This is a genomic window from Bacteroidota bacterium, from assembly GCA_016195025.1.
In the GTDB taxonomy this organism is placed as follows: Bacteria; Bacteroidota; Bacteroidia; order Palsa-948; family Palsa-948; genus Palsa-948.
Window position 1 is genome coordinate 49,382 of the sequence record JACQAL010000057.1, and the last position, 21,938, is coordinate 71,319.

Here is a 21,938-nt window from a genome sequence, read left to right on the forward strand (position 1 = left end):
TTATATTTGTCCGTATTGATTATGGCAAAAAAATCTACAACTGCAAGCGTGGAAAAAAAATTATCGTTCGAAGAATTCAAAAAAACAATTCTCAGCGATTACCGCATTGCCAACGAAAGCCGCGAAACAAGTTTACTCGGCAGAAAAGAAGTTCTCACGGGCAAAGCCAAGTTTGGAATTTTCGGAGATGGAAAAGAAGTTGCGCAGATTGCGATGGCAAAAGTTTTTCGCGAAGGAGATTTCCGCTCCGGCTATTACCGCGACCAGACATTTATGCTCGCAACAAATACAATTACTCTCGAACAATGGTTTGCAGGTTTGTACGCGAACGCTGATGTGGAAGCGGACCCGATGAGCGCGGGCAGGCAGATGGGCGGGCATTACGCAACGCGCTCTCTGAATTCTGACGGCACGTGGAAAGATTTAACCAAGATTAAAAATTCTTCTTCCGATGTTTCTCCTACGGGAAGCCAGATGCCGCGATTGCTCGGGCTGGCGCTCGCTTCAAAATTTTACCGCAACAATCCGAATCTTCACAGCGAAGAGTTCAAAAATTTTTCCGATGAAGGAAATGAAGTCGCCTTCGGAACAATTGGCGATGCAAGCACGAGCGAAGGAATGTTTTGGGAAGCAATAAATGCCGGAGGAGTTTTGCAGGTGCCGATGATTGTTTCGGTGTGGGATGATAATTTTGGAATTTCCGTTCCTAAAAAATATCAGACAACAAAAGAAAATATTTCTGAAGCGCTCAAAGGATTTCAGCGCGATGAAAATAAAAACGGCTATGAAATTCTGAAAACACGCGGATGGGATTTTCCGCATCTCTGCGAAACGTATGAGAAGGCAGTGAAGATTGCGCGCGAGGAACACGTTCCGGTTTTAGTTCACGTAGATGAAATGACGCAGCCACAAGGGCACAGCACGAGCGGTTCGCACGAAAGATATAAATCGAAGGAGCGCCTGCAATGGGAAATTGATTTCGACCCGCTCAAAAAAATGCGCGAGTGGATTTTAAATTCTGCAATTGCTTCCTCGGATGAGTTGGATAAAATAGAAGCGGATGCAAAACTCCGCGCGCGCGAAGCAAAAAATAATGCGTGGAAAATTTTTAATGTTCCGATAAAAGAAGAATTGAATATTGTTCTTTCCTTATTAAGTGAAATCAATGGAATAGAAGAATTAATCAATGAATTGAAATCAACCATTGACCCGACAAGAAAAGATGTGATTTCCATAGCGAGAAAAGCATTATGGGTTACTCAAGAAAATAATTCTGCGAGAGAAAAACTTTCTCATTGGATTAAAGAACAACTCTCGCTGAACTTTGAAAGATATTCTTCTCACTTGCACAGCGAATCAAATTTTTCAGCATTGAAAGTGGAAGAAGTTTCCGTAGAATTTTCTTCAGAAGAAAAAATGATTGACGGAAGAGAAGTCCTACGCGAAAATTTTGACGCCATACTTTCAAAATATCCTGCCGTACATATTTTCGGAGAAGATTCAGGAAAAATAGGAGGAGTGAATCAGGGGCTGGAAGGTTTGCAAAAAAAATATGGTGAGCATCGCGTGTTCGATACGGGAATTCGCGAGTGCACAATCATTGGGCAGGCAATCGGAATGGCAATGCGCGGGCTTCGTCCGATTGCAGAAATTCAATATCTCGATTATCTTTTATATGCGGTGCAAATTCTCAGCGATGATCTGGCAACAGTGCAGTACAGAACGAAAGGCGGGCAGAAAGCTCCGGTGATTATCCGCACACGCGGTCACCGCCTCGAAGGAATCTGGCACAGCGGTTCTCCTATGGGAATGGTGATAAATGCGCTGCGCGGAATTCACGTTTGTGTTCCGAGAAATATGACAAAGGCCGCAGGATTTTACAACACGCTGCTCGCTTCTGATGAACCGGGAATAATTATTGAGCCGCTGAATTCTTACCGCTTGAAAGAAAAATCTCCTGTGAATTTTGGCGAGTTCGGAAATCCGCTCGGTGTTCCTGAAATTCTCAAAGAAGGAAATGATGTTACGCTCGTTACTTACGGACCCAATTGCAGAATTGCAATGGAAGCAATCACTCATCTTGAAAAGAAAAATATTTCGGTTGAATTGATTGATGTGCAAACTTTGCTTCCTTTCGACATTCATCATTCCATTGTCGAATCGTTGAAAAAGACAAACAGAATTATTTTTATGGATGAAGATGTGCCAGGCGGTTCTTCGGCTTTCATGATGGAAAAAATTCTCGAAGAGCAAGGCGGATATAATTTTCTCGACTCGGAACCAAAAACTATTTCCGCAAAAGCGCATCGTCCAGCTTACGGAAGCGATGGAGATTATTTTTCCAAGCCGAATGCTGAAGATGTTTTCGAAACGGTTTATGATTTGATGCACGAGAGCAATCCCCAAAAGTTTCCAAAACTTTACTGATGCATTTCATTAGAATAAATTTATTTTTTCTACTTTCATTTTTATTTGTTTATTCTCACGGCTTCTCTCAAAATGACACGCTAAAAAAAATATTCAAACAATCCTTTTCCCTCACCGAAGAATATAGAGGCGACTGGGGCGGATACACTCATACTTTTATTTTTACAAAGCAAGATACCACTGAAGAAATTCTATGGAAGGATCCGGATTTTCCTGACGGAGAAATGCCAAGAGAATTAAAAATCATTTTACCGCTCGATGGAATGAAAAAACTGGAAAAACTTTTTACCGGCTGCGCTTCAAAAATTAAAAGTTCAGATAGGAAAAGCACCGAGCACATAAAATATATTTTCAAAAGCAAAGAGCTTACTTATACGATTGATGATAACTTTACAATGCTTTGCAACGATGATTTCAAGGAATGGAAACAAAATCTTTTCAGCGAAGGAATAAAGCAAGAAAAACTGAGAAAGAAGAAATGAAAAAGATTACTGAAATAGATTCTCACTACGACCATCTTGAAAAGATGGATGTGAAAAAACTTCTTGTCAGTATAAATAAGGAAGACCAAACTGTTCCCCGCGCTGTTCAGAAAGCGATTCCCGCTATAGAAAAATTAGTAAAAGTAATTGTAAGCAAACTAAAAACTGGCGGACGATTATTTTACATTGGCTCAGGAACAAGCGGACGATTGGGAATTGTAGATGCATCGGAATGCCCGCCAACCTATGGAGTGGAACACGGAAAAGTAATTGGACTTATCGCAGGTGGAGATAAAGCAATTAGAAAAGCAGTTGAGTTTGCTGAAGATAATTTGGAACAAGGTTGGAAAGATTTAAAAGCAAATAAAATTTCTAAAAAAGATGTTGTGATTGGAATTACCGCAAGCGGAACAACGCCTTATGTAGTTGGTGCGTTGAAAAAATGCAACGCAAATAAAATTATTACTGCTTGCATCACTTGCAATCCCGGCAGGCCGGTTGCGCTCACAGCAAAATATCCGGTTGTAGTTGTTGTCGGTCCGGAATTTGTAACCGGAAGCACACGAATGAAAAGCGGCACCGCACAGAAATTAGTTTTGAATATGATTTCTTCCACGGTGATGATAAAACTCGGGCGTGTGCGAGGAAATAAAATGGTGGACATGCATCTCTCGAACAACAAACTGGTAGAGCGCGGAACAAAAATGATTATGCGCGAACTTAAACTCCCCTACTCTTCTGCGAAAAAATTACTTTTAAAATATGGAAGTGTGAGGAGAGCGCTGAGAGGAAAAAATTAAATTGCTTTCTCTTTCACCCGTTCGGTTACTTTTCTTCCCAGATAAACTTTCAGTGCTTCCTCTAAACACTTCATCGCATTTTTCAAATCTTCAATCTTTAACACGTAAGCAATGCGCACTTCATCTTTGCCTGCACCAGGAGTAAAATAAAATCCTGTTGCGGGAGCAAGCATCACCGTTTGGTTTTTGTATTCGAACTTTTCAAGAAGCCACTGGCAAAAATTATCTGCGTCATCAACCGGCAGGCGCACAATGCAGTAAAATGCTCCGGCAGGTTTCGGGCAAAACACTCCTTCAATTTTATTCAGCGCATCAATCACATAATCTCTTCGTGCAACATATTCTTTTTTCACTTTGTCAAAATAAGATTGCGGAGTATCAATGGCAGCTTCGGCTGCAACTTGTCCGAAAGTTGGCGGACTCAATCTCGCCTGCGCAAACTTCAAAGCATACGCCATCACATCTTTGTTTTTAGAAATGAGCGCGCCAATCCTTGCACCGCAGGCGGAATATCTTTTCGAAACGGAATCGAGAAGGATGACATTGTTTTCAATTCCTTTCAAACGCATCACAGAAAAATGTTCTTCGCCATCATAGCAGAATTCACGGTAAACTTCATCGGCAAATAAAAATAAATCGTGCTTGAGAACTAAATCGCGAAGCGCTTCCAACTCTTCTCTGGAATATAAATAACCGGTTGGATTATTCGGATTGCAAATCATAATTGCTTTTGTTTTCTTCGTAATCACTTTTTCAAACTTGGTAATGGAAGGAAGAGCAAAACCGCTTTCAATATTAGAACGAACCGGCTTCACCACCACTCCTGCCCGCGTGGAAAATCCATTATAGTTTGCGTAAAAAGGTTCGGGAATAATTATTTCATCTCCTTCGTTCAGGCAAGTCATCATTGCAATTTCAATTGCTTCCGAGCCGCCTGTAGTAATAATGATGTCGGAAAAATCTATGTTAATGCTGTGCTTCTTGTAATACCCTGCAAGTTTTCTTCGGTAACTTTCAATTCCTGCGCTGTGAGAATACTCCACTACTTTCGGTGAAAAATTTTTAATAGCGTTCAGCATTGTTTCGGGAGTTTCAATATCCGGCTGACCAATGTTTAAATGATAAACTTTTCTTCCCATTTTTTTTGCCTGCTCTGCATACGGAACCAGTTTGCGGATGGGAGATGCAGGCATTTGCTTCGCTTTGTGAGAAATTTTTGGCATTGCAGTAATTTAATATCGAAGATTTAATAGGTAATATTTACTGGCAAATGTATCACAATAATTTTTCTTTCTTAAATATTACATCTTAAATTTTACCTGTTACTTTTTTTTTCTGATTTATTTTCCTGAATCACTCCTTTGAAACGAAGTTTTGTAGGAGAATTTGAAGCGTTTGAAATTACATCCACCGTTCTATCTTGCCTGTCATATTTTTCTTTGGTGTTGAAGGTAAGAAGAATTATTCCCGAATCTCCGGGCTTAATCGGGTAATGCGGAAAATCTCCTACCGTGCATCCGCAGGTAACTTCTATAGTTGAAATGCGAAGAGTATCCGTTCCTGAATTCGTAAACTCATATTCAATTTTCACGGTGGTTCCCTGCTTTACAAAACCAAAATTGTATTTTGGATTTTTAATTTTAAGAAATGCGCCTGATTTTTTTTCCTGTGCGGTTGCTTCGACTCCGCTCAGAATGACAAAAAAGAAAAAAAATATCCCGTACAAAATAAAAATGTACGGGATAAATTTTTGAAATCGCTTCACAATTTCAAAAAAAACTTAGTGAGGATTTGTTGGCGGAACAGACGGAGAAGCAGTAACAGTTCCTGCAGGAGTTGGAGCTGCCTTCACGGTGCCGTGAATCTTCAAAGTTTTGCTCGGAGTTTTTGCATTGGAAGAAACCGTAACAGTTTTTTCAAAACTTCCCACGCGCTTTGTATCGTAGTGAACTTTGATTACTCCGGTTTCTCCCGGTTTAATCGGGTCTTTAGGTGCAGTAGGAACCGTGCATCCGCATGAACCGGTCGCACTGTAAATAATCAGCGGCTCTTTTCCTTTATTCTTGAATTTGAATTCGCGGTTGCCGTCTGCATCATTTTCTATTGTTCCGTAATCAATATTTTCATTTTCAAAAATAATGTCCGGGGCATTTGGATTTTCAGGAGCAACAGTCGCTGTGTTTTGCGGAGCAGGAGCTGGTGCCGGTGCTGCTGTTTGAGCTTTGGTGATAAACGCGGTGAACAGGATTGCCGCGATTGCAAGAATTGTTTTTTTCATAATTGATTTTTTAGTTGTGAGTTCTTTGAATTTTTACTTTACTTTTTTTATTGTCCCATTCCTCCGTTTTTCGTTCCGGGAAAGGCTTCTTCCTGTGCAGGACCTTCAATGGTTCCTTTGATAGAAAGAGTAAGAGGAGAATTTTTTGCGTTTGAAGTTATCGTAACTGTTTTTGTGAAAACTCCCACGCGGTTACTATCGTATTTAATTTTGATGACTCCGCTTGCACCCGGAGCAATGGGTTCTTTCGGACAAGAAGGAGTGGTGCATCCGCACGATGCCTGGCAATTCGAAATGATGAGCGGCTCTTTGCCGGTATTTTTGAATTTGAATTCGTGCGAGCATTCGTCTCCTTTCTGAAGTGTTGCAAAATCGTGTGCAGTTTCTTCAAAAGTTATTTCAGGAGCATTGGGATTTGCTTTTGCATCCTGTGCCGGAGGCGCAATCGGAGTTGGCGTAATGGCGGTCTTGACCGGTTCCTGCTTCGGAGTTGTTTTGGGTGCTTCCTGTGCGAAAGATCCTTCGACTCCGCTCAGGATTCCAATACAAATTAAAATTCCGAGAGATAAAATTGTTTTTTTCATGATACTTTTTTTTAATGTGAACAAAGTTAAAATATATTTTGAATTATGTTACTTCTTGTTTTCGTTCGATTTCATTTTTTCTTCATCCTTTGCAGGAGCATCGGTTCCTTCCGTTTCTTCAACAACCATGCCTCTGATTACAAGATTTACCAGAGGAGTTTTCGCATTGGAAGAAATAGTGACCTCCTTGGCAAAATTTCCAACGCGCGTACTGTCGTAATGCACTTCTATGTAATCTGATTTGCCATGCTTAAGCGGCTCCTTCGAGCAATGAGGTTTGGTGCAGCCGCATCCCGCACGGCATTCATTAATCACGAGCGCTTCTTTGCCGGTGTTTTTGTATTTGAATTTATAAACGATGGACGAACCTTTTTTCACGGTTCCGAAATCATGTGAAAGTTCTTCAAAAGTTATTTCAGCTGCGGTGGGCGAAGCATTGGGATTTACCTGTGGTTTTGGCGCAGGCGGATTCGGTTTCTCCTGAGCAATTGCAGATGTTCCTGTAATAAGAAGGATATAAAGAAATTTTTTCATGTTGCTTAGTTTTGTTATTAAAATCCAAAATTATGCCAAGAAAATATAACAAAACATTTAATTCTTAAATTTATTTCAACAAATGACTTTTTACATTGTTAAAAAACTAAACTAAAAATATCTTAACAGCTTTAACGTTGCAATAAAAATCATGAAACGAACTCTCATCTGGCTCACGCTCTTCAGCATTGCCATGGGTTACCTTGAATCGGCAGTGGTGGTTTACCTCCGCGCAATTTATTATCCGCTTGGTTTTAATTTCCCTTTAACGAACATGAATAATTTAATTGCTATCACTGAAATTGGAAGAGAACTTGCCACCATCATCATGCTTGCAGGAATCGGAATTATTGCAGGAAAAAATTCTACACAACGATTCGCGTGGTTTCTTTATTGCTTCGCAGTATGGGATATTTTTTATTATGTGTTCCTGAAAGTTCTGCTCAACTGGCCTGAATCGCTTTTCACTAGGGATATTCTTTTTCTGATTCCTCTTCCGTGGGTGGGTCCGGTGATTGCGCCAATACTAATTTCTCTCACCATGATTTACGCAACACTCATTCTTATTTATTACAATGAAAAGATTTCTTCTATAAAAATAAATTGGGAGGAATGGATTTTATTTTCCACAGGAAGTTTTGTTGTGATTTTTTCGTTTGTGCTTGATTGTTACCACTGCATTCAAACTTATAAAGGCGAAGTGCTTGATGCCATCAGCCATTATACTCCCACGCATTTTGACTGGTGGATTTTCATAGCGGGAGAAGCGCTCATCTTCTCTGCAATTGCTTTATTTTACATTCGCGCCAAAAGATTAATTTTGGCTCGGTGAATTTCCTCAGGCGATATTCTTTTTTAGCAGTAATTGTTCTTTCAACTGAACTGCTTTTGCTTTTTCTTTTCCGGACTCCTGTAAAAGATTTCTCGCGAGTTCCAAAAACCTTCGAGCAAATGATATTCGGAGAGAATATTTTTTCGGCTTCAGTTTTACCGAATCTATTTTCATCTGCCCCCACCCCAACCCTCCCCCAACGGGGGAGGGAAACAGGGAGGGGGCTGACTTTCCTCGAACAAAAATTAATTGCGTTCGGCTTGATGAACATTAACTCGCTCGATACCTCTATAAAAGTTTCCCTGAAATATTCCACGGAAGATAATTTCCTTCACAAGAACATGTACGGAGAATTGAAAAATTGTTATTTGCAGAAAGAGATAGCAGAAAAAGTGGTGAAGGCGCAAAAACTATTGAAAGAAAAATATCCTTTCTATTCCTTAATTATATACGATGGTGTTCGCCCCCTTTCCATTCAGCAAATGATGTGGGATGAAGTTCAGGTTCCGGAAAAACTCAAAGATAAATATGTTTCCAATCCCGAAGTGGGTTCGCTTCACAACTTCGGCTGCGCGGTGGATGTGAGCATTGTGAATGAAGAAGGATGGGAAATGGATATGGGAACTCCTTACGATTATTTCGGAGAACTCGGGCATCCCATCGCGGAGCAAAGAATGATTGACGAAGGCAAACTCACGTGGCGTCAATTTGAAAACCGAAAACTTCTTCGTGATGTGATGACCGAAGCCGGCTTCACCCCCATCACCACCGAGTGGTGGCACTTCAATGGAAGTTCATTAAAAATTGCCGGAGAGAAATATCATATTGTAGATTAAATGAAATCATATGCGCTGCTATTTTTGATTTCAATTTTCATGTCCTGCCAAAACCAGGAAGAAGATAAATTAATTTTTAGCGGAGAAGATGCGGGATTGAAAACTGACTTTTCAGAATATTTGAAAGATTCCCTTGGCGCAAGTATTATCAAACAATTCAAAGACAGCGGAAGCTTTGTTAACGGATTAAAAGATGGAAAATGGTTTGAGTATGCCGATACATCAATAACAGGAGATACGATATACATAGCAGCAATTGGCAATTATTCAAAGGGACAACGGGAAGGTGCATGGCTGCTTTATCTGGCACATATGGCATACGGTCATTTGCCCTGGGAATTATTTTCCAAAACAAATTATTTGCACGGCAAAAAAAATGGCAATGAAATTTTATTCAGAGGTCACGACACCTCGCGGGTGGCAACTTATGTAAATGGCAAGCCGCAGGGAATAATAAAAGAATATGAATCCGGTCGTCTCACCAGTGTTTATAAAATAGAAAATGAAAAAGCAATTTTGCGGGAAGAATATTTTCCTGCCGGCTGGATAAAAGCAAAATATACTGACACAATAATAGGCGGAAAGAAACTAAATGGATTTGAAACATTTTATCCCAACAAAAAAACCAAGTCGAAGGGATTTTATTTCAATGATGAATTGGATGGCGACTATAAATATTTTCACACGAATGGGAAACCTTGGTCTGAACGCATTTATAAAGAAGGAAAATTAGTTGAAGTAACCTGCAATTATGACGCTATGGGAAATTCATCAGATAAAGGAACTATGAAAAACGGAAACGGCACATTGATTCTCTACGATGAAGAAGGACTTCCAACAGACACGGAAAAATATGTAAACGGAGAAAAGCAAGAATAAATTTCGTTCAACTCTTTTCCAATTTTTGTCCTGTTCCCAAATTTTTCTAAATTCGCTCTCCTTTATGAAAAGACCGGAAGGATGGAATGCTGGAAGAATGGAAGATTGGAAAAAAGCCATCCATTCATCTGAGCATTTAACCGTTTCTTCATTATTCCACCATTCCATTATTCCACTATTCCATTATTTATGAAGATAGGAGTTCCGAAAGAAACAAAAGATCGCGAAAGGCGCGTAGCCGTAACACCCGATGTTGCTAAAACTTTAATCGGAAAAGGTTTTGAAGTGCTGGTGGAAGAAGACGCAGGTTTTCTCTCCAACTTTTCCAATCGTCAGTACCGAAGTGTGAATGCAAACATGATTACGGACCGCAAACAAATTTTTTCCGAATCGGATGTGATACTGATGGTGAACGCGCCAACGCCCGAAGAAATTTCCCGGATGAAGAAAGAAGCAGTGCTGATTTCCTTCATGTATGCCGCCACTCATCCTGATTTGGTAAGTGCATGCGTGAAAGCCGGCATCTCCGCATTCTCAATGGACGCAGTTCCGCGCATTTCGCGCGCGCAAAAAATGGATGCGTTGAGTTCTCAAACCAATCTTGCTGCATACAAAGCCGTCCTCCTTGGAGCCAACGCGCTTGGAAAAGTTTTTCCGATGATGACTACTGCGGCAGGAACTATCCGCCCCGCGAAGGTGATGATTTTCGGAGCGGGAGTGGCAGGACTACAGGCAGCAGCAACTGCCAAACGACTGGGAGCCGTGGTGGAAGTAACCGACATTCGCCCGGAAACAAAAGAGCAGGTTCAGTCGCTCGGTGCAAAATTTATTGACGTGGGAAAAGATGAATCCATCAAAACAGAAGGCGGATATGTAAAAACCGTATCGGAAGAATTTCTTAAACGCCAGCGGGAAATTCTTACCAAACATATTTCAGAAGCAGACATAGTAATCACAACGGCTCTCATCCCCGGAAAAAAATCTCCCGTGCTTGTTACGCGCGAAATGGTTAAAACAATGATGCTCGGTTCCGTAATCGTGGATATGGCTGTGGAACAAGGCGGCAACTGTGAACTCAGCGAACTAAATAAATCCATTGTAAAAGAAGGAGTCACCATTATTGGCGAAAGCAATCTTGCCAGCTGCCTGCCGATGAATGCCAGCCAGATGTACGCAAAAAATATCAGCGAACTTCTTTTACATCTTGCCGACAAAGACAAATTCAAATGGGAAATGGAAGAAGATATTACAAAAGGAAGTTTGATTGTGCATAAAGGAATGGCAGTACATCCCAGCGTATCGAAACCAGTTAATACTTAATCATTCATTAATTCAAATTCTAATATACTAATTGATACCAATGAAACGAATAATACAAATGAATACTAATAATCCATTCGCACATTAGTATAATTAGTTTCATTAGTATTCATTTGTATATTGGCATTATAATAAAAAAAATTATGGACACAATTCTAAATTTTATTTCAGATCATCAGATGACTTTTTACTTCGTCATCCTTTCCATCTTCGTGGGAGTGGAAGTGATTGGAAATGTTCCAACCGTTCTGCACACGCCACTGATGTCAGGTGCAAATGCAATTCACGGTGTAGTGATTGTAGGCGCCATCTTCGTCATGCTGAATGTTGATTCATCAAATTATTTTGCTCTTGCTTTAGGTTTTCTCGCTGTCCTTTTAGGAACACTCAATGTTGTTGGAGGATTTGTGGTCACAGACAGAATGCTGGAAATGTTTAAGAAGAAAAAATAATATAATGCTAATATACTAATTGATACTAATGATACAAATAACGAATAATACGAATGGCTGCTATTAGTATGATTCGTTTCATTAGTATTCATGCGTATATTGGCATTTTAAATTAATAAAGAATTTTATGTACTCTTCAATCCTCGGAATAGTTTACCTCCTCGGCTCAGTAACTTTTGTGATGGGATTAAAAATGATGAGCAATCCGAAGACCGCGCGCAACGGAAATCTTTTGGGCGCCTGCGGAATGACCATTGCCATTGTCGGAACAATTGTTTTGCACGAAGGAGAAGTAAAACCCATTGTGTACGGATTAATTTTTGCCGCCATTGCAATTGGAACAGTGATTGGATGGATGACAGCGAAAAAAGTTTTGATGACGAAAATGCCCGAACTCGTTTCCCTCTTCAACGGAATGGGAGGCGCCTGCGCAGCTTTAATTTCTCTAATTGAATTCAATCATCATGTTGAAACAGGCGCATCGACAGAAACAGGATTCATGCTCGCCATCATTGCCGCACTCATCATCGGCTCGGTTTCTTTTTCAGGAAGCATGATTGCTTTTCTGAAACTGAACGGCACAATGGCAAAACCAATTCGTCTTCCTTCTTACAATATGCTCAACAATGCAGTGATGGTGGGCGTGCTCGGCTTTGGCGCATATTTAATTTATTCGGGAGGAAATCTTCCGCTGGTTTATCTGCTCTTTGCTTCTGCCCTGCTCTACGGAATTCTTTTCACCATTCCCATTGGAGGAGCAGATATGCCCGTGGTAATTTCCTTGCTCAACTCATTCACCGGAATGGCTGCCGGCTTCGGAGGATTTTTATACGATAATAAAATTATGCTCACCGGTGGAATCCTGGTTGGCTCAGCAGGAACGCTGCTTACCATATTAATGTGCCGCGCCATGAACCGCCCGCTTTCGAATGTAATCTTTGGCGCATTTGGCGAAGGAAGCAAAGCAGCCGCTGCCGGAGCAACAACTGCAGGAGGCAGTGTGAAAGAAGCATCGGTAACAGATGCTGCGGTGATGATGAACTATGCAAAGAAAGTGGTGATTGTTCCCGGTTACGGATTAGCAGTTGCTCAGGCGCAGCATGTAATTCATGAACTGGAAATGCTTCTCGAAGAAAGAGGCGTGGAAGTTAAATATGCCATTCATCCCGTAGCAGGGCGAATGCCCGGGCACATGAATGTGCTGCTTGCCGAAGCGAATGTGGATTATGGAAAACTCGTTGAGATGGATGAAATCAATCCCCAGTTTGACACCACCGATGTTGTTTTAATTGTGGGAGCGAACGATGTAGTGAACCCCGCTGCAAAAACAAATCCTGCTTCTCCCATTTACGGAATGCCGATTCTCGAAGCGGAAAAAGCAAAGAACATCATCATTAACAAACGCTCGATGAACGCGGGCTATGCCGGCATTGACAATGAACTTTTCTACAACCCAAAGTCAAGCATGTTTTTCGGTGATGCGAAAAAAGCGCTTACTGAATTAGTGGCTGAGTTGAAGACAATGTAAGTTGTGCTTCCGGCACACATTCTTCTATCTTTGACGAATGAAATTTTACATTGACACTTCTGTGTTTGGCGGATACTTTGATGCGGAATTTTCAGCAGAGACAAAATTATTTTTTAAAGAGTTATTGAATGCTGAGCACACGGCTGTTGTGTCAGTTGAAGTAATAAGAGAAATAATTAAAGCGCATGAAAGAGTGAGCGGGCTTTTACTTTCGATTCTGGAAAAGAAAACTGAAGTTATTTTGTTTGATGAAAGAATCATTTCCCTTGCTAATAAATATGTAGAAGAAGGCGCCCTTACAAAACGCTACGTCAGCGATGCGCTTCATATTGCCTGCGCCACTATAACCAAAGCCGATGTGCTGGTGAGTTGGAACTTTACTCACATGGTAAACTTTTTTCGCATCAAACAGTATAACGAGATAAATCGTAAATTTGGATATCAGAATATAGATATAAGAAGCCCGAAAGAAGTGACACAGAAAAAAAATAATTCAAAAGCCGAAGAATCTTCGGTGTATTATGGAAAAAGCATTCCCGCCATGCAAACGGTGCGTGCGATACGTGATGAACTGGGTGAATTATACTGGAAAAATCCAACTGCTTATATCGAAGAATCAAACAAATTCACAAAAGAGTTTGTTGAAAAACATTTCGCTCAGAAAACCAAACACTCAGATTAACTCAAACGAGTTCTTTCTCCTTACAACATTTTTTTTCAAAGATTACTTCTGCGCTTTCTCTTCCATTGATTTCATTCTTTGCGCAAGGTTTGTATTGGATTGCTGAAGTTGCTCAATCATTTTCTGCTGCTGCTGAATTGCTTTTGTAAGCACAGGGATTAAATCGCTGTACATAATTCCAAGCGGGGCATCCGGGTTATCGGGAATTCTTACCACTTCAGGAATTACCTGCTGCAACTCCTGAGCCGAAAAACCAAGTTTAGTATTTTGCAGCGGAAACTTTTTCCATGTAAAACTTATGGGGTTAAGTTTCATTATTTCGCTGAGCCCATAAGGAGCACTTTTAATGTTTTCCTTTTCTCTTATATCAGAGGTTTGAATAACTCCGTTTGCCGCCCACACTTCCTGCCAGCGGTGCGCTGATGTTCCAAGCAGGCGACCATTATCTGAATCCGGCATGGTGTGCCCGCCCATCACATACGATTCGCTTCCGCCAATTTCGAAATACACAACACCATCCGCATTTGCTTCTCCGGCAAGGTTGTCACCGAATAATATTTGAAACGGATTTCCTGCACTGCGGTTCATGCGGAGAAACTCGGTGTTGTTGCCCGAAACAATTTCACATCGCACAGCAGGGCCTGTAGTTCCAATGCCCACATTTCCTGCTGATGTCCATACGCCAGTAACGTTGCTGGCTCCTGTTCCAAAAAAAACATTTGCGCCCGAATAATAATTCAGGTACATGCTTCCGGTTGAAGATGCATCTATGTGAAAATTGGAAGAGCCGTTATACAGGTGCGCCCATCCTGTGAATTTCATGTTGCCATTGACTTCCAGTTTTTCTGCTGCGCTTGTTGTTCCGATTGCCACTTCACCCACATCGGGCTGAAGCAGAAGTTTGTTGCAGCATCCGCCTGCATAGGTGGCGCGGTTAGTCCATTGCCCGTCAATATACGTTTGAATGGTATTGGTGTTATCGTATTGCTGCCCCATTACAATGCCATCGCTGTTGCCGGATAATATTTCCATTTTTAAATTTGGCGCTCTTGTGTTAATTCCCAAACTTACAGGACCCCATGCCTGCCCTCCGTCAAAAAAGAAATTGTTGCTCACGTGGCCAAGTTCGCCAACGGTTGCACCGGCATCGTGAAAAGAAATGGTGGTGTAATCAAGCCCCGAGAGCAATAAGTTGCTGTTGTAAGAACCCGCCCAACCGCCATTGCCGGGATAATCTATGCCTGCATTTCCTATATCCGTCACCGCACCGCTTTGAAAAGTGCCGGCACCGAAAGAAGTTCCGCCCTGAACATCTAATTTTTTACCCGGGCTTGTCGTGGATATTCCCACATTGGTTCCGTTATCGTATATAATGGAATTGCAGATGGCAGAAGCGGAAGTAAACTTGGTTACATAGTTGGCAGCCGCACCCGAACAAAAACTTGTTCCGCCATTCAGGAGTTGCGACCACACAGGAGAACCCGGAGTGTTGCTGTTGTAATAATATCCTGCCGGAGATAATCCACCGCTGCCGTTGTTGTACACGATTAAACTGGTGGCGGGCGATGGAATGGTTGCCGCATCATTCACTCCGGTGAGCGCCACGCGCGGAATGAGAACTCCTTTGTTGGTGAAATCCACATCGAGCCCTGCGGAAGAATTTGGAGTTGCACCGGTGGGATTGATTCCCACATTCTGCGAGAGGGAGATAAGGGGGATAAGGGAAAGAAGGGGAATAAGGGAGATAATTTTTTTCATTATGAAAAAGTTTAGTGAGTAAGTATGATTTTATTTCATCGAGGCGCTATTTGCTGGTAACGAAGTAACGAATCTTGTAACGAATGAATACACTTAATTTGATTCGTAAAATTCGTTACAAGATTCGTTACTTCGTTACCAGAAGTTTGAACACTTATTCTTAAAGATTCGCTCTCCGATGATTAAAACTTAAAGAAGAAAAAACAAACTGCCGCCCACGACCTGTTCACACCGCTGGCATAGCCAATGGTGCTGTGGCTGGAATTCTCCACCGTGCCGTCTGACTTCACATAGCCGATTGTAGAATGGCTGGAGTTCTCCACGGTGCCGTCTGATTTCACATAGCCCACCGTGCTGTGGCTGGAGTTCTCAATGGTTTCTCCCCGGATGTATCCGATGGTGGAGTGGCTGGAGTTTTCAATGGTGCCATCCGATTTAATGTAGCCCGAAGTGCTGTGGCTGGAATTTTCCACGGTGCCGTCTGATTTAATGTATCCTGTTGTGCTGTGGCTGCCGCTTTCAATGCTTTGAGCATAAAGCGAAACGCAGAGCGCAGCAGAAACGAGAAGAGAGAAAAGTTTTTTCATGTGATGAAGATTTTAGTTTAAGCAAATGTAAATTATTTCCGCTGACCAACTAAAAAAGCCCTCCGTTTATTGCGAAGGGCTTTTCAGTTGCGCGGGTTCACTGCGCTCATCCCACAGGCGCGCTCACGGCTTTGCTGAAATTTCCTTTTTCACCGCGCGTGTTTTTCATACGCGCTTTATACCAGGCGGTGCTGCCAACATCTGAAGATTCAAAAGTGGAGAGATACAAGCCGCGTTTGGCTTCGCCCACGTGCACGTATTGCGAATCATCGGGCTCTGCGTTTGGGTTCTGCACCGGCATGGGCTGTGGCGGCTGGTTGGCATTCTGGTTGGCAGGCGGAGCGGGCGGCTTCACAAGGGCTCTCCATATTTCTATTTCCTTAATTCCTTTTTCCCTGCCTTTCTTTTTGCTTTTATCAATATTTACTATGGCTAATTTATGAAAGAGATGCCCTATTTCGCGAACCACAATGCCCGCTTCTTTTGAGCCCGGCTCAGCAACACGCGTGAGCGTTGCATCCTGCAGCACCGTTCCGCGTTTCACTTTGAATGTTTCGCAATCACTCACGCTTCCGCTGAGGGCGATTTTATCGAGCAGGTGATGCCCCGTGTCTTTATCGTGGTCGTATTTCAAACAGTCCTTCCGGTTAAGATTGAGTTTTTCGGTGATGTCGCTGTTGCGCAGTTTCTTCACGCTGTATTTTTTATAAAGCGCATTGTCTTTGGTGCGGAAGGCGGTCCATGCCGCGCTTTCGGCTGCCGTCCATCCCCAGTTCTGGTAAACGGGGTTGTTGGTGTTGGGGTCAATGGATAGTTGCAAGTCATCGGTGTCAATGATGTACTTGTGAAACAAATCAATGGTGGTTGGAATTCTTGAATTTGACATGGTGTTAGATTTTATTGGTTATTATTTGTTTTTGCTCAGAATTTAAATGGCACTGCACGGGTGCCGTATGACACTGCACGGGTGCCGTATGGCTCACCACCGCTGCTGTATGGCTCGCCTCCGGTGCTGTATGGCTCGCCTCCGGTGCTGTATGGCTCGCTTCCGGTGCTGTATGGCTCACACAGAGTGCCGCAGGGCGGGCGGGGAGTTCTTCCTTATATAGTGCAACTGCTTTCATTGTTCGTTCGGGTTTGCATTGCTGCTTTCTTTGTTTGCGTTTCTGCTTCAGCGGTTTTCATTTCTTGCGTTGTGAATTGTGTTTCTATGGCTATAACGTTTGAGGGCAGCGGTTTGTTTCCGCATTTTTACCAGCGGCTTGTTTTCTTTCCGAAGGGGCTTTTTTATTTCCGAAGAAGGCGAAAGCAAAATTAAAGAAGGGGAAGCATTTTCGAAAGTTCCTCCTTGTATTCATCGGAGAGAGGAATTTTTGTTCCGTTTTTCAGCAGGAGATTTCCGCAGGCATCTTTTCCTTCAATTTCAGAAACGCGCACTGCATGCGAGCGGTACACGCGGCAAAACAAGCCGGTGGGCTGTATGCGTTCGCACCAGTAAGCGAGGCAGCCGTTCTGAAGCCATTCCGTGCCGTCATTAAAAATAAAAGCGGTGTATTGCTTGCGCGCTTCGAGGCGAAGTATTTCTTCGGGCGGTTCAAAATGCGTAACGCCTTTCAGGTCTTTGAGCGGAAGTTTTGGAGCCATGATGAATGCATTTATTCAACTTCATTCACGGGGGTTTTTACAGGCAACGCCCGTACCCGGAAAATATTTCATGCGCGGCTATGATTTGTTACGAACAAGGCAGTGAACAGGGAAATGCCGCGCGGAATTACCACTTACTCCTATAAACGACCACTTATTAATTTCCTGAAACATTTTGAATGTATTGCCGTATCTTTGCTAAAAAGCATTCATGAAGAAGATTTACGTTTTATTTTTTCCTACTCTTTTTTGCTCCGTGCTGCAGGCGCAGGTAATTTCTTTTCAACGAACATTCGGAGGAACGAGAGCAGATTATGCAGTGTGGGGACAGCAAACCAGTGAAGGAGGTTTTATTGTTGCCGGAAGTACCAACGGCACAAATACTTTTGGATTCGGAAGCATGGATGTATGCCTTGTAAAAACCGATTCAAGCGGCATTGTGCAATGGGAAAAAATTTACGGAGGAACAAATGATGAACATGCTGGCTTTGTTCAGCAAACAAAAGACGGAGGATTTGTGATTACCGGTTATACTTCCAGTTTTGGAGACAGCATTGATGTTTATCTTCTCAAAACCGATTCGGATGGAAATTTATTCTGGTCAAAAACTTTTGGAGGCACGGGCGCTGAATATGCAAGTTCGGTTCAGCAAACTTCTGACGGAGGATTTATTATTGCCGGTTCTACTTCCGGTTTCGGAGCGGGCGCCAATGATGTTTACCTGGTGAAGACCGATTCCAACGGATTCCAGCAATGGATGAAAGCGTATGGAGGAACAGCCAATGATTACGCAAGTTTCGCGCAGCAAACCAATGACGGGGGATTTATTGTTGCCGGTTTCACCTATAGTTTCAGCCAGGGATATGACGATGTTTATATACTGAAAACATCTTCCAATGGCACGCTGCAATGGTCAAAGACATTTGGAAGCAGCGGCTACGATGAAGGTTATTCCATTCAGCCAACCAATGACGGTGGATTTATTATTGGCGGAATGACTACAAGTTTTGGAGCGGGCTATGCAGATATGTATATACTGAAGACAACTTCAACCGGAAATCTGCAATGGTCAAAAACTTTTGGAGGCATTCAGTCAGAGGATGCAAGTTGGACACAACAAACCAATGACGGAGGATTTATCATTGGGGGATCGACTACAAGTTTTGGAGCGGGCTATCATGATATTTATTTGGTGAAGACCGCTTCTGACGGAAGTTTGCAATGGTCAAAGACCTTTGGCACGAACGATGATGATGTGGGAAGTGTTGATGGCCAGACAAACGATGGAGGATTTTTTATTTCAGGCGGAACATGGTTTTACACAGCGCAGAATGAAGATTTATATTTAGTGCGGACAGATGCAAACGGAAACACCGGATGTAATCAAACAAATCCTTCTACCCTGACAGGCGTTCCTTCCACCATAGTTGCAAATGCAGGCACGCTGGTTACACCTGGAGGAATTGGCGGAATTCCTGCCACCCAAACCGACAGTGGAGGAGCAACAGAAAAAACTTTTTGCTATACGGGAGTAGATGAAATTGAAAAGGAAGATGTAATAAACATTTATCCGAATCCAACATCCGGCATCTTTACAATACAAATAGGCAGTCAGCAGTCGGCAGTCGGCAATGAATACAAAACAGAAATTTATAATGTGTTTGGAGAAAAAGTGACACAAAGTGTCATTCCGAACGCAGTGAGGAATCTCACCATTGACATTTCCAATCAGCCCCAAGGAATTTATTTTCTGCAAGTAAAAACCGCAGAAGGAACTGCGGTGAAGAAAATTATTGTGCAGCTGTAAATTATTTTGTATTTTTGTTTATAGGAAATGAAAATGCTCAATAAATATATAACCACTCATCCCGAAGTATTAAGCGGGACCCCTGTTTTCAAAGGCACGCGTGTTCCCGTCAAAAACCTTTTCGATTATATTGAAACCGGAGAAACCATTGCAACATTTCTTGCTGATTTTCCTTCTGTAAAAAAAGAGCAGGCAATGGCAGTGCTTGAAGAAGCGGAAAAGTATTTAACGCATGCTGCATGAATATTCTTCTTGACGAGTGTGTTCCCGCTCCGCTCAAACAATTCCTGGCGAATCATCATGTTAAAACGGCTTCTGAAATGGGATGGAGCAGTTTGAAAAATGGAAAACTTCTTGAAGCTTCAATTAAAGAAGGGTTTGATGTGTTACTCACCATTGACAAAAATATTCATCACCAGCAAAATATAAAATCATTGCGCATAACTGTGATTGTTTTTGATATTGCAAGAAACAAAGTTGAGTTTTTTAAACCCCTGCTTCCTAAATTTTTTTCCATGTTAGATACCCTTCAGAAAGGGAAGGTTTATATTATTAAATAACGGAATCCTGTTGAATCCGGATTCTTATTCAACTGCACACACCGCGGCATCAAAATAAAAAAGCCCCCCGTTTATTGCGAGAGGGCTTTCCTGAAAATCCGTTTTACTGTTTATTCGTAAGCAAGGTAACGTAGCCGGTAAGGTTTTTTGTTTCTTCGCCCGCAGCGCGGATGAAAACAAAATCAAGGGCGTAATAGTACGTTCCGTTGGAGAGCAGCTGCCCTGCCAGCGAGCGCCCGTCCCAGCGGATTTCATCGGCAGTGGTTTCCCACACCTTGGCGCCCCATCGGTCATAAATTACCACGTGAAAGTTTTTCACACCGCTGTTGGGAATGTACCACACATCGTTGGTTCCATCGCCATCGGGAGAAAACACGTTGGGAACAATCACGCCTTCTTCCACGGTAATCACTTTTGTAATTGTGTCCACGCAGCCGAATGCGCTGGTTACAATTTCAGTTACGGTATAAGTTCCTGCCGCAAGGTAGTGGTGCGAAGGGTTCTGCGTGGTGGCAGAATTTCCATCTCCGAAATTCCAACTCCAGGTGGTTCCGCCCATGCTCGAGTCAAGAAAATCCCAGGTAGTGCTGAATGCGCCCACAGCAACGGTATCGAAGTTGGCAAGAGGAGCCGGATACGCGGTAACAAAACAGGAATCGGGATTGGATTTGCAAAGCGCGTTGGAAGTATCCATCACATACACCCACCCGCTGTTGCTTCCCCAGTTTACATTGATGGTGGAAGTTCCCTGCCCGCTGGTAATGGTTCCACCGCCCGCAGACCATCCGTAAATTCCCGAACCGCCACTGGCAGTAAATGTTCCCTGCGTGTTGGCGCAAAGGTTCTGGCAGATAATGGCAGGCGGAGCCGGTCGCAGGCGCGTGAGCAAATAAGGAAAGCCGGCAGTGGCGAACAACCAGTTGTTGCGTGTATCAACATCAAAACCGTTGGAAGTGGATTGATTGATTACTGCCATGTCGTTCCACATAATGTTTGAAGTTTTCCAGTGCGCAGTTCCGTTCCAGTTGCCGCCATCGGTTGCGCTTTTATAGTAAATAGAAATATTGGCAGGAACCACATTGGAAGTGTTCGGGTCAATGGCGTGATAAAAAGTATCAATGGTCTGGCACATGATTCCATCGTTGGAAGTGCGCAGGAAGCCATCGGTGTTCGGGTCGTAATTGATGAAGCGCACGTTGTAATAAGTAGAAGTGGGCGCAGCGGGCTGAACACGAACCGGACGGTAGCGCGTAAGATTATTGCTGCTTGAACCAACGGGAAAAACATAACTGGAGGCAGTGTTTGTTTCCCTGTGCAGATAGCCGGGGGCAGTGCTGCTTACAAAACCTTCTGAACCCGAAGTGGAATCATTATCAACGGCAGCAACGGAAGGATTCATCACAAATAGGGTGTTGGTTTGCGTTTCCAACTCGCGGTCGTTGATGTCAAGCGTTCCGGTGGCGTTTACAATGGCATCGAGTGTCTGGGTTTTCTTGCGGTTGTTCCCGCTTCCGGTTCCCGTTGCGGTAAGATTATGAAAAGTGGTAACGTTGGTTCCGGTAATGTATTCCTGGTTGCTTCCGTAAAGTTCAACCGTGCTGTTGTTAGCAGTGAAGGTTGCATTGTTCACCCAATCCTGTTCCACATGGTAAGTTCCGTTTCCGTGCATCACGGAATTATTATTCAGCGTTACATTTCCCTTGCTGGGAAAAGTAGAATTAAGCGTAACGCGCATGTCCCCGTTATGCTCAAGGTCTCCGTTGGAGGTGGATGAGTTGTTTTCTAATCCACCATTAATCTGAATAACAGATGTGGGACCTGTCCAGATGGTAGCCCCGTTGTTGTAAAAAATCTGCGCGAACAACAGACATGGCGATGTGATGAAAAAGGCGAGTAGAGTAGATATTTTCATTCACTGTAAATTTTAGTTGCCTGTTTTGTTTCATGA

At 42.7% G+C, this 21,938-nt stretch carries 24 protein-coding genes; 14 read left to right on the forward strand and 10 right to left on the reverse strand.

The window, feature by feature from the left end:
• Window positions 1-21 precede the first annotated feature (21 nt).
• Genes HY063_11265 through HY063_11275 form a run of 3 tightly spaced genes read left to right on the forward strand, consistent with a single transcriptional unit; the run spans window position 22 to window position 3,709 of the window.
• The gene (locus HY063_11265; protein MBI3502362.1) at window positions 22-2,427 is read left to right on the forward strand and encodes a transketolase; all 2,406 of its coding nucleotides are present in this window, start codon (window positions 22-24) and stop codon (window positions 2,425-2,427) included.
• Window positions 2,427-2,909, forward strand: a complete 483-nt coding sequence (locus tag HY063_11270) for a hypothetical protein (protein ID MBI3502363.1) — start codon at window positions 2,427-2,429, stop codon at window positions 2,907-2,909. Before HY063_11265 ends, HY063_11270 begins: the two co-directional genes overlap by 1 nt.
• Window positions 2,906-3,709 (forward strand): N-acetylmuramic acid 6-phosphate etherase, encoded by an 804-nt coding sequence (locus HY063_11275; protein ID MBI3502364.1) that lies wholly within the window; start codon window positions 2,906-2,908, stop codon window positions 3,707-3,709. Before HY063_11270 ends, HY063_11275 begins: the two co-directional genes overlap by 4 nt.
• Here HY063_11275 and HY063_11280 read toward each other — a convergent pair.
• The 5 genes from HY063_11280 to HY063_11300 all read right to left on the reverse strand — a co-directional run bounded on the left by HY063_11280 (window position 3,706) and on the right by HY063_11300 (window position 7,105).
• On the reverse strand, window positions 3,706-4,932 hold the full coding sequence (locus HY063_11280) for a pyridoxal phosphate-dependent aminotransferase (GenBank protein MBI3502365.1): 1,227 nt from the start codon (window positions 4,930-4,932) through the stop codon (window positions 3,706-3,708). The two genes, HY063_11275 and HY063_11280, sit on opposite strands and share 4 nt — an antisense overlap.
• 92 nt (window positions 4,933-5,024) lie before the next feature.
• Entirely contained in the window at window positions 5,025-5,435 is a 411-nt protein-coding gene (locus tag HY063_11285) for a DUF1573 domain-containing protein (protein MBI3502366.1), read from the reverse strand.
• Between the two features lie 54 nt (window positions 5,436-5,489).
• Window positions 5,490-5,987, reverse strand: coding sequence for a DUF1573 domain-containing protein (locus tag HY063_11290; GenBank protein ID MBI3502367.1), 498 nt, complete (start codon window positions 5,985-5,987; stop codon window positions 5,490-5,492).
• A 47-nt stretch (window positions 5,988-6,034) separates the two neighbouring features.
• Window positions 6,035-6,571 carry a DUF1573 domain-containing protein gene (locus tag HY063_11295; protein ID MBI3502368.1) on the reverse strand — a complete coding sequence of 179 codons (537 nt, stop codon included), beginning with the start codon at window positions 6,569-6,571 and terminating at the stop codon, window positions 6,035-6,037.
• A gap of 48 nt (window positions 6,572-6,619) precedes the next feature.
• Window positions 6,620-7,105, reverse strand: coding sequence for a DUF1573 domain-containing protein (locus HY063_11300; GenBank protein MBI3502369.1), 486 nt, complete (start codon window positions 7,103-7,105; stop codon window positions 6,620-6,622).
• A 193-nt stretch (window positions 7,106-7,298) separates the two neighbouring features.
• Here HY063_11300 and HY063_11305 point away from each other — a divergent pair, with 193 nt between their 5' ends.
• From HY063_11305 to HY063_11335, 7 genes are all read left to right on the forward strand, one after another.
• Window positions 7,299-7,937, forward strand: coding sequence for a hypothetical protein (locus tag HY063_11305; GenBank protein MBI3502370.1), 639 nt, complete (start codon window positions 7,299-7,301; stop codon window positions 7,935-7,937).
• Window positions 7,938-8,056: 119 nt separating this feature from the next.
• Window positions 8,057-8,773, forward strand: a complete 717-nt coding sequence (locus tag HY063_11310; GenBank protein MBI3502371.1) for a M15 family metallopeptidase — start codon at window positions 8,057-8,059, stop codon at window positions 8,771-8,773.
• A 39-nt stretch (window positions 8,774-8,812) separates the two neighbouring features.
• On the forward strand, window positions 8,813-9,652 hold the full coding sequence (locus HY063_11315) for a hypothetical protein (protein MBI3502372.1): 840 nt from the start codon (window positions 8,813-8,815) through the stop codon (window positions 9,650-9,652).
• Window positions 9,653-9,841: 189 nt separating this feature from the next.
• Window positions 9,842-10,972 (forward strand): Re/Si-specific NAD(P)(+) transhydrogenase subunit alpha, encoded by a 1,131-nt coding sequence (locus HY063_11320; GenBank protein ID MBI3502373.1) that lies wholly within the window; start codon window positions 9,842-9,844, stop codon window positions 10,970-10,972.
• 143 nt (window positions 10,973-11,115) lie between these two features.
• The gene (locus HY063_11325; GenBank protein ID MBI3502374.1) at window positions 11,116-11,424 is read left to right on the forward strand and encodes an NAD(P) transhydrogenase subunit alpha; all 309 of its coding nucleotides are present in this window, start codon (window positions 11,116-11,118) and stop codon (window positions 11,422-11,424) included.
• 127 nt (window positions 11,425-11,551) lie between these two features.
• Window positions 11,552-12,952, forward strand: a complete 1,401-nt coding sequence (locus HY063_11330) for an NAD(P)(+) transhydrogenase (Re/Si-specific) subunit beta (protein MBI3502375.1) — start codon at window positions 11,552-11,554, stop codon at window positions 12,950-12,952.
• A gap of 37 nt (window positions 12,953-12,989) precedes the next feature.
• The gene (locus HY063_11335) at window positions 12,990-13,634 is read left to right on the forward strand and encodes a PIN domain-containing protein (GenBank protein MBI3502376.1); all 645 of its coding nucleotides are present in this window, start codon (window positions 12,990-12,992) and stop codon (window positions 13,632-13,634) included.
• Between the two features lie 42 nt (window positions 13,635-13,676).
• Here HY063_11335 and HY063_11340 read toward each other — a convergent pair whose 3' ends face one another.
• The 3 genes from HY063_11340 to HY063_11350 form a co-directional block, all read right to left on the reverse strand.
• Window positions 13,677-15,392: a tail fiber domain-containing protein gene (locus HY063_11340; GenBank protein ID MBI3502377.1), complete on the reverse strand. Its 1,716-nt coding sequence runs from the start codon at window positions 15,390-15,392 to the stop codon at window positions 13,677-13,679.
• 182 nt (window positions 15,393-15,574) lie between these two features.
• Window positions 15,575-15,979: a hypothetical protein gene (locus HY063_11345; GenBank protein MBI3502378.1), complete on the reverse strand. Its 405-nt coding sequence runs from the start codon at window positions 15,977-15,979 to the stop codon at window positions 15,575-15,577.
• Between the two features lie 106 nt (window positions 15,980-16,085).
• Window positions 16,086-16,865 carry a hypothetical protein gene (locus HY063_11350; GenBank protein ID MBI3502379.1) on the reverse strand — a complete coding sequence of 260 codons (780 nt, stop codon included), beginning with the start codon at window positions 16,863-16,865 and terminating at the stop codon, window positions 16,086-16,088.
• Window positions 16,866-16,925: 60 nt separating this feature from the next.
• Here HY063_11350 and HY063_11355 point away from each other — a divergent pair, with 60 nt between their 5' ends.
• On the forward strand, window positions 16,926-17,297 hold the full coding sequence (locus HY063_11355) for a hypothetical protein (GenBank protein ID MBI3502380.1): 372 nt from the start codon (window positions 16,926-16,928) through the stop codon (window positions 17,295-17,297).
• On the opposite strand, the gene HY063_11360 is transcribed toward HY063_11355, so the two are convergent.
• Window positions 17,294-17,623, reverse strand: a complete 330-nt coding sequence (locus HY063_11360; protein MBI3502381.1) for a LytTR family transcriptional regulator DNA-binding domain-containing protein — start codon at window positions 17,621-17,623, stop codon at window positions 17,294-17,296. The two genes, HY063_11355 and HY063_11360, sit on opposite strands and share 4 nt — an antisense overlap.
• A 211-nt stretch (window positions 17,624-17,834) precedes the next feature.
• Here HY063_11360 and HY063_11365 point away from each other — a divergent pair, with 211 nt between their 5' ends.
• The 3 genes from HY063_11365 to HY063_11375 are packed head-to-tail and all read left to right on the forward strand — an operon-like array spanning window position 17,835 to window position 19,990.
• Entirely contained in the window at window positions 17,835-19,430 is a 1,596-nt protein-coding gene (locus HY063_11365; GenBank protein ID MBI3502382.1) for a T9SS type A sorting domain-containing protein, read from the forward strand.
• Between the two features lie 27 nt (window positions 19,431-19,457).
• Window positions 19,458-19,673, forward strand: a complete 216-nt coding sequence (locus tag HY063_11370) for a DUF433 domain-containing protein (GenBank protein ID MBI3502383.1) — start codon at window positions 19,458-19,460, stop codon at window positions 19,671-19,673.
• On the forward strand, window positions 19,670-19,990 hold the full coding sequence (locus tag HY063_11375) for a hypothetical protein (protein MBI3502384.1): 321 nt from the start codon (window positions 19,670-19,672) through the stop codon (window positions 19,988-19,990). The genes HY063_11370 and HY063_11375 overlap by 4 nt, the downstream gene beginning before the upstream one ends.
• Window positions 19,991-20,093: 103 nt before the next feature.
• Here the strand turns inward: HY063_11375 and HY063_11380 are convergent, their stop codons facing one another.
• The gene (locus HY063_11380; GenBank protein ID MBI3502385.1) at window positions 20,094-21,902 is read right to left on the reverse strand and encodes a gliding motility-associated C-terminal domain-containing protein; all 1,809 of its coding nucleotides are present in this window, start codon (window positions 21,900-21,902) and stop codon (window positions 20,094-20,096) included.
• Window positions 21,903-21,938: the final 36 nt, after the last annotated feature.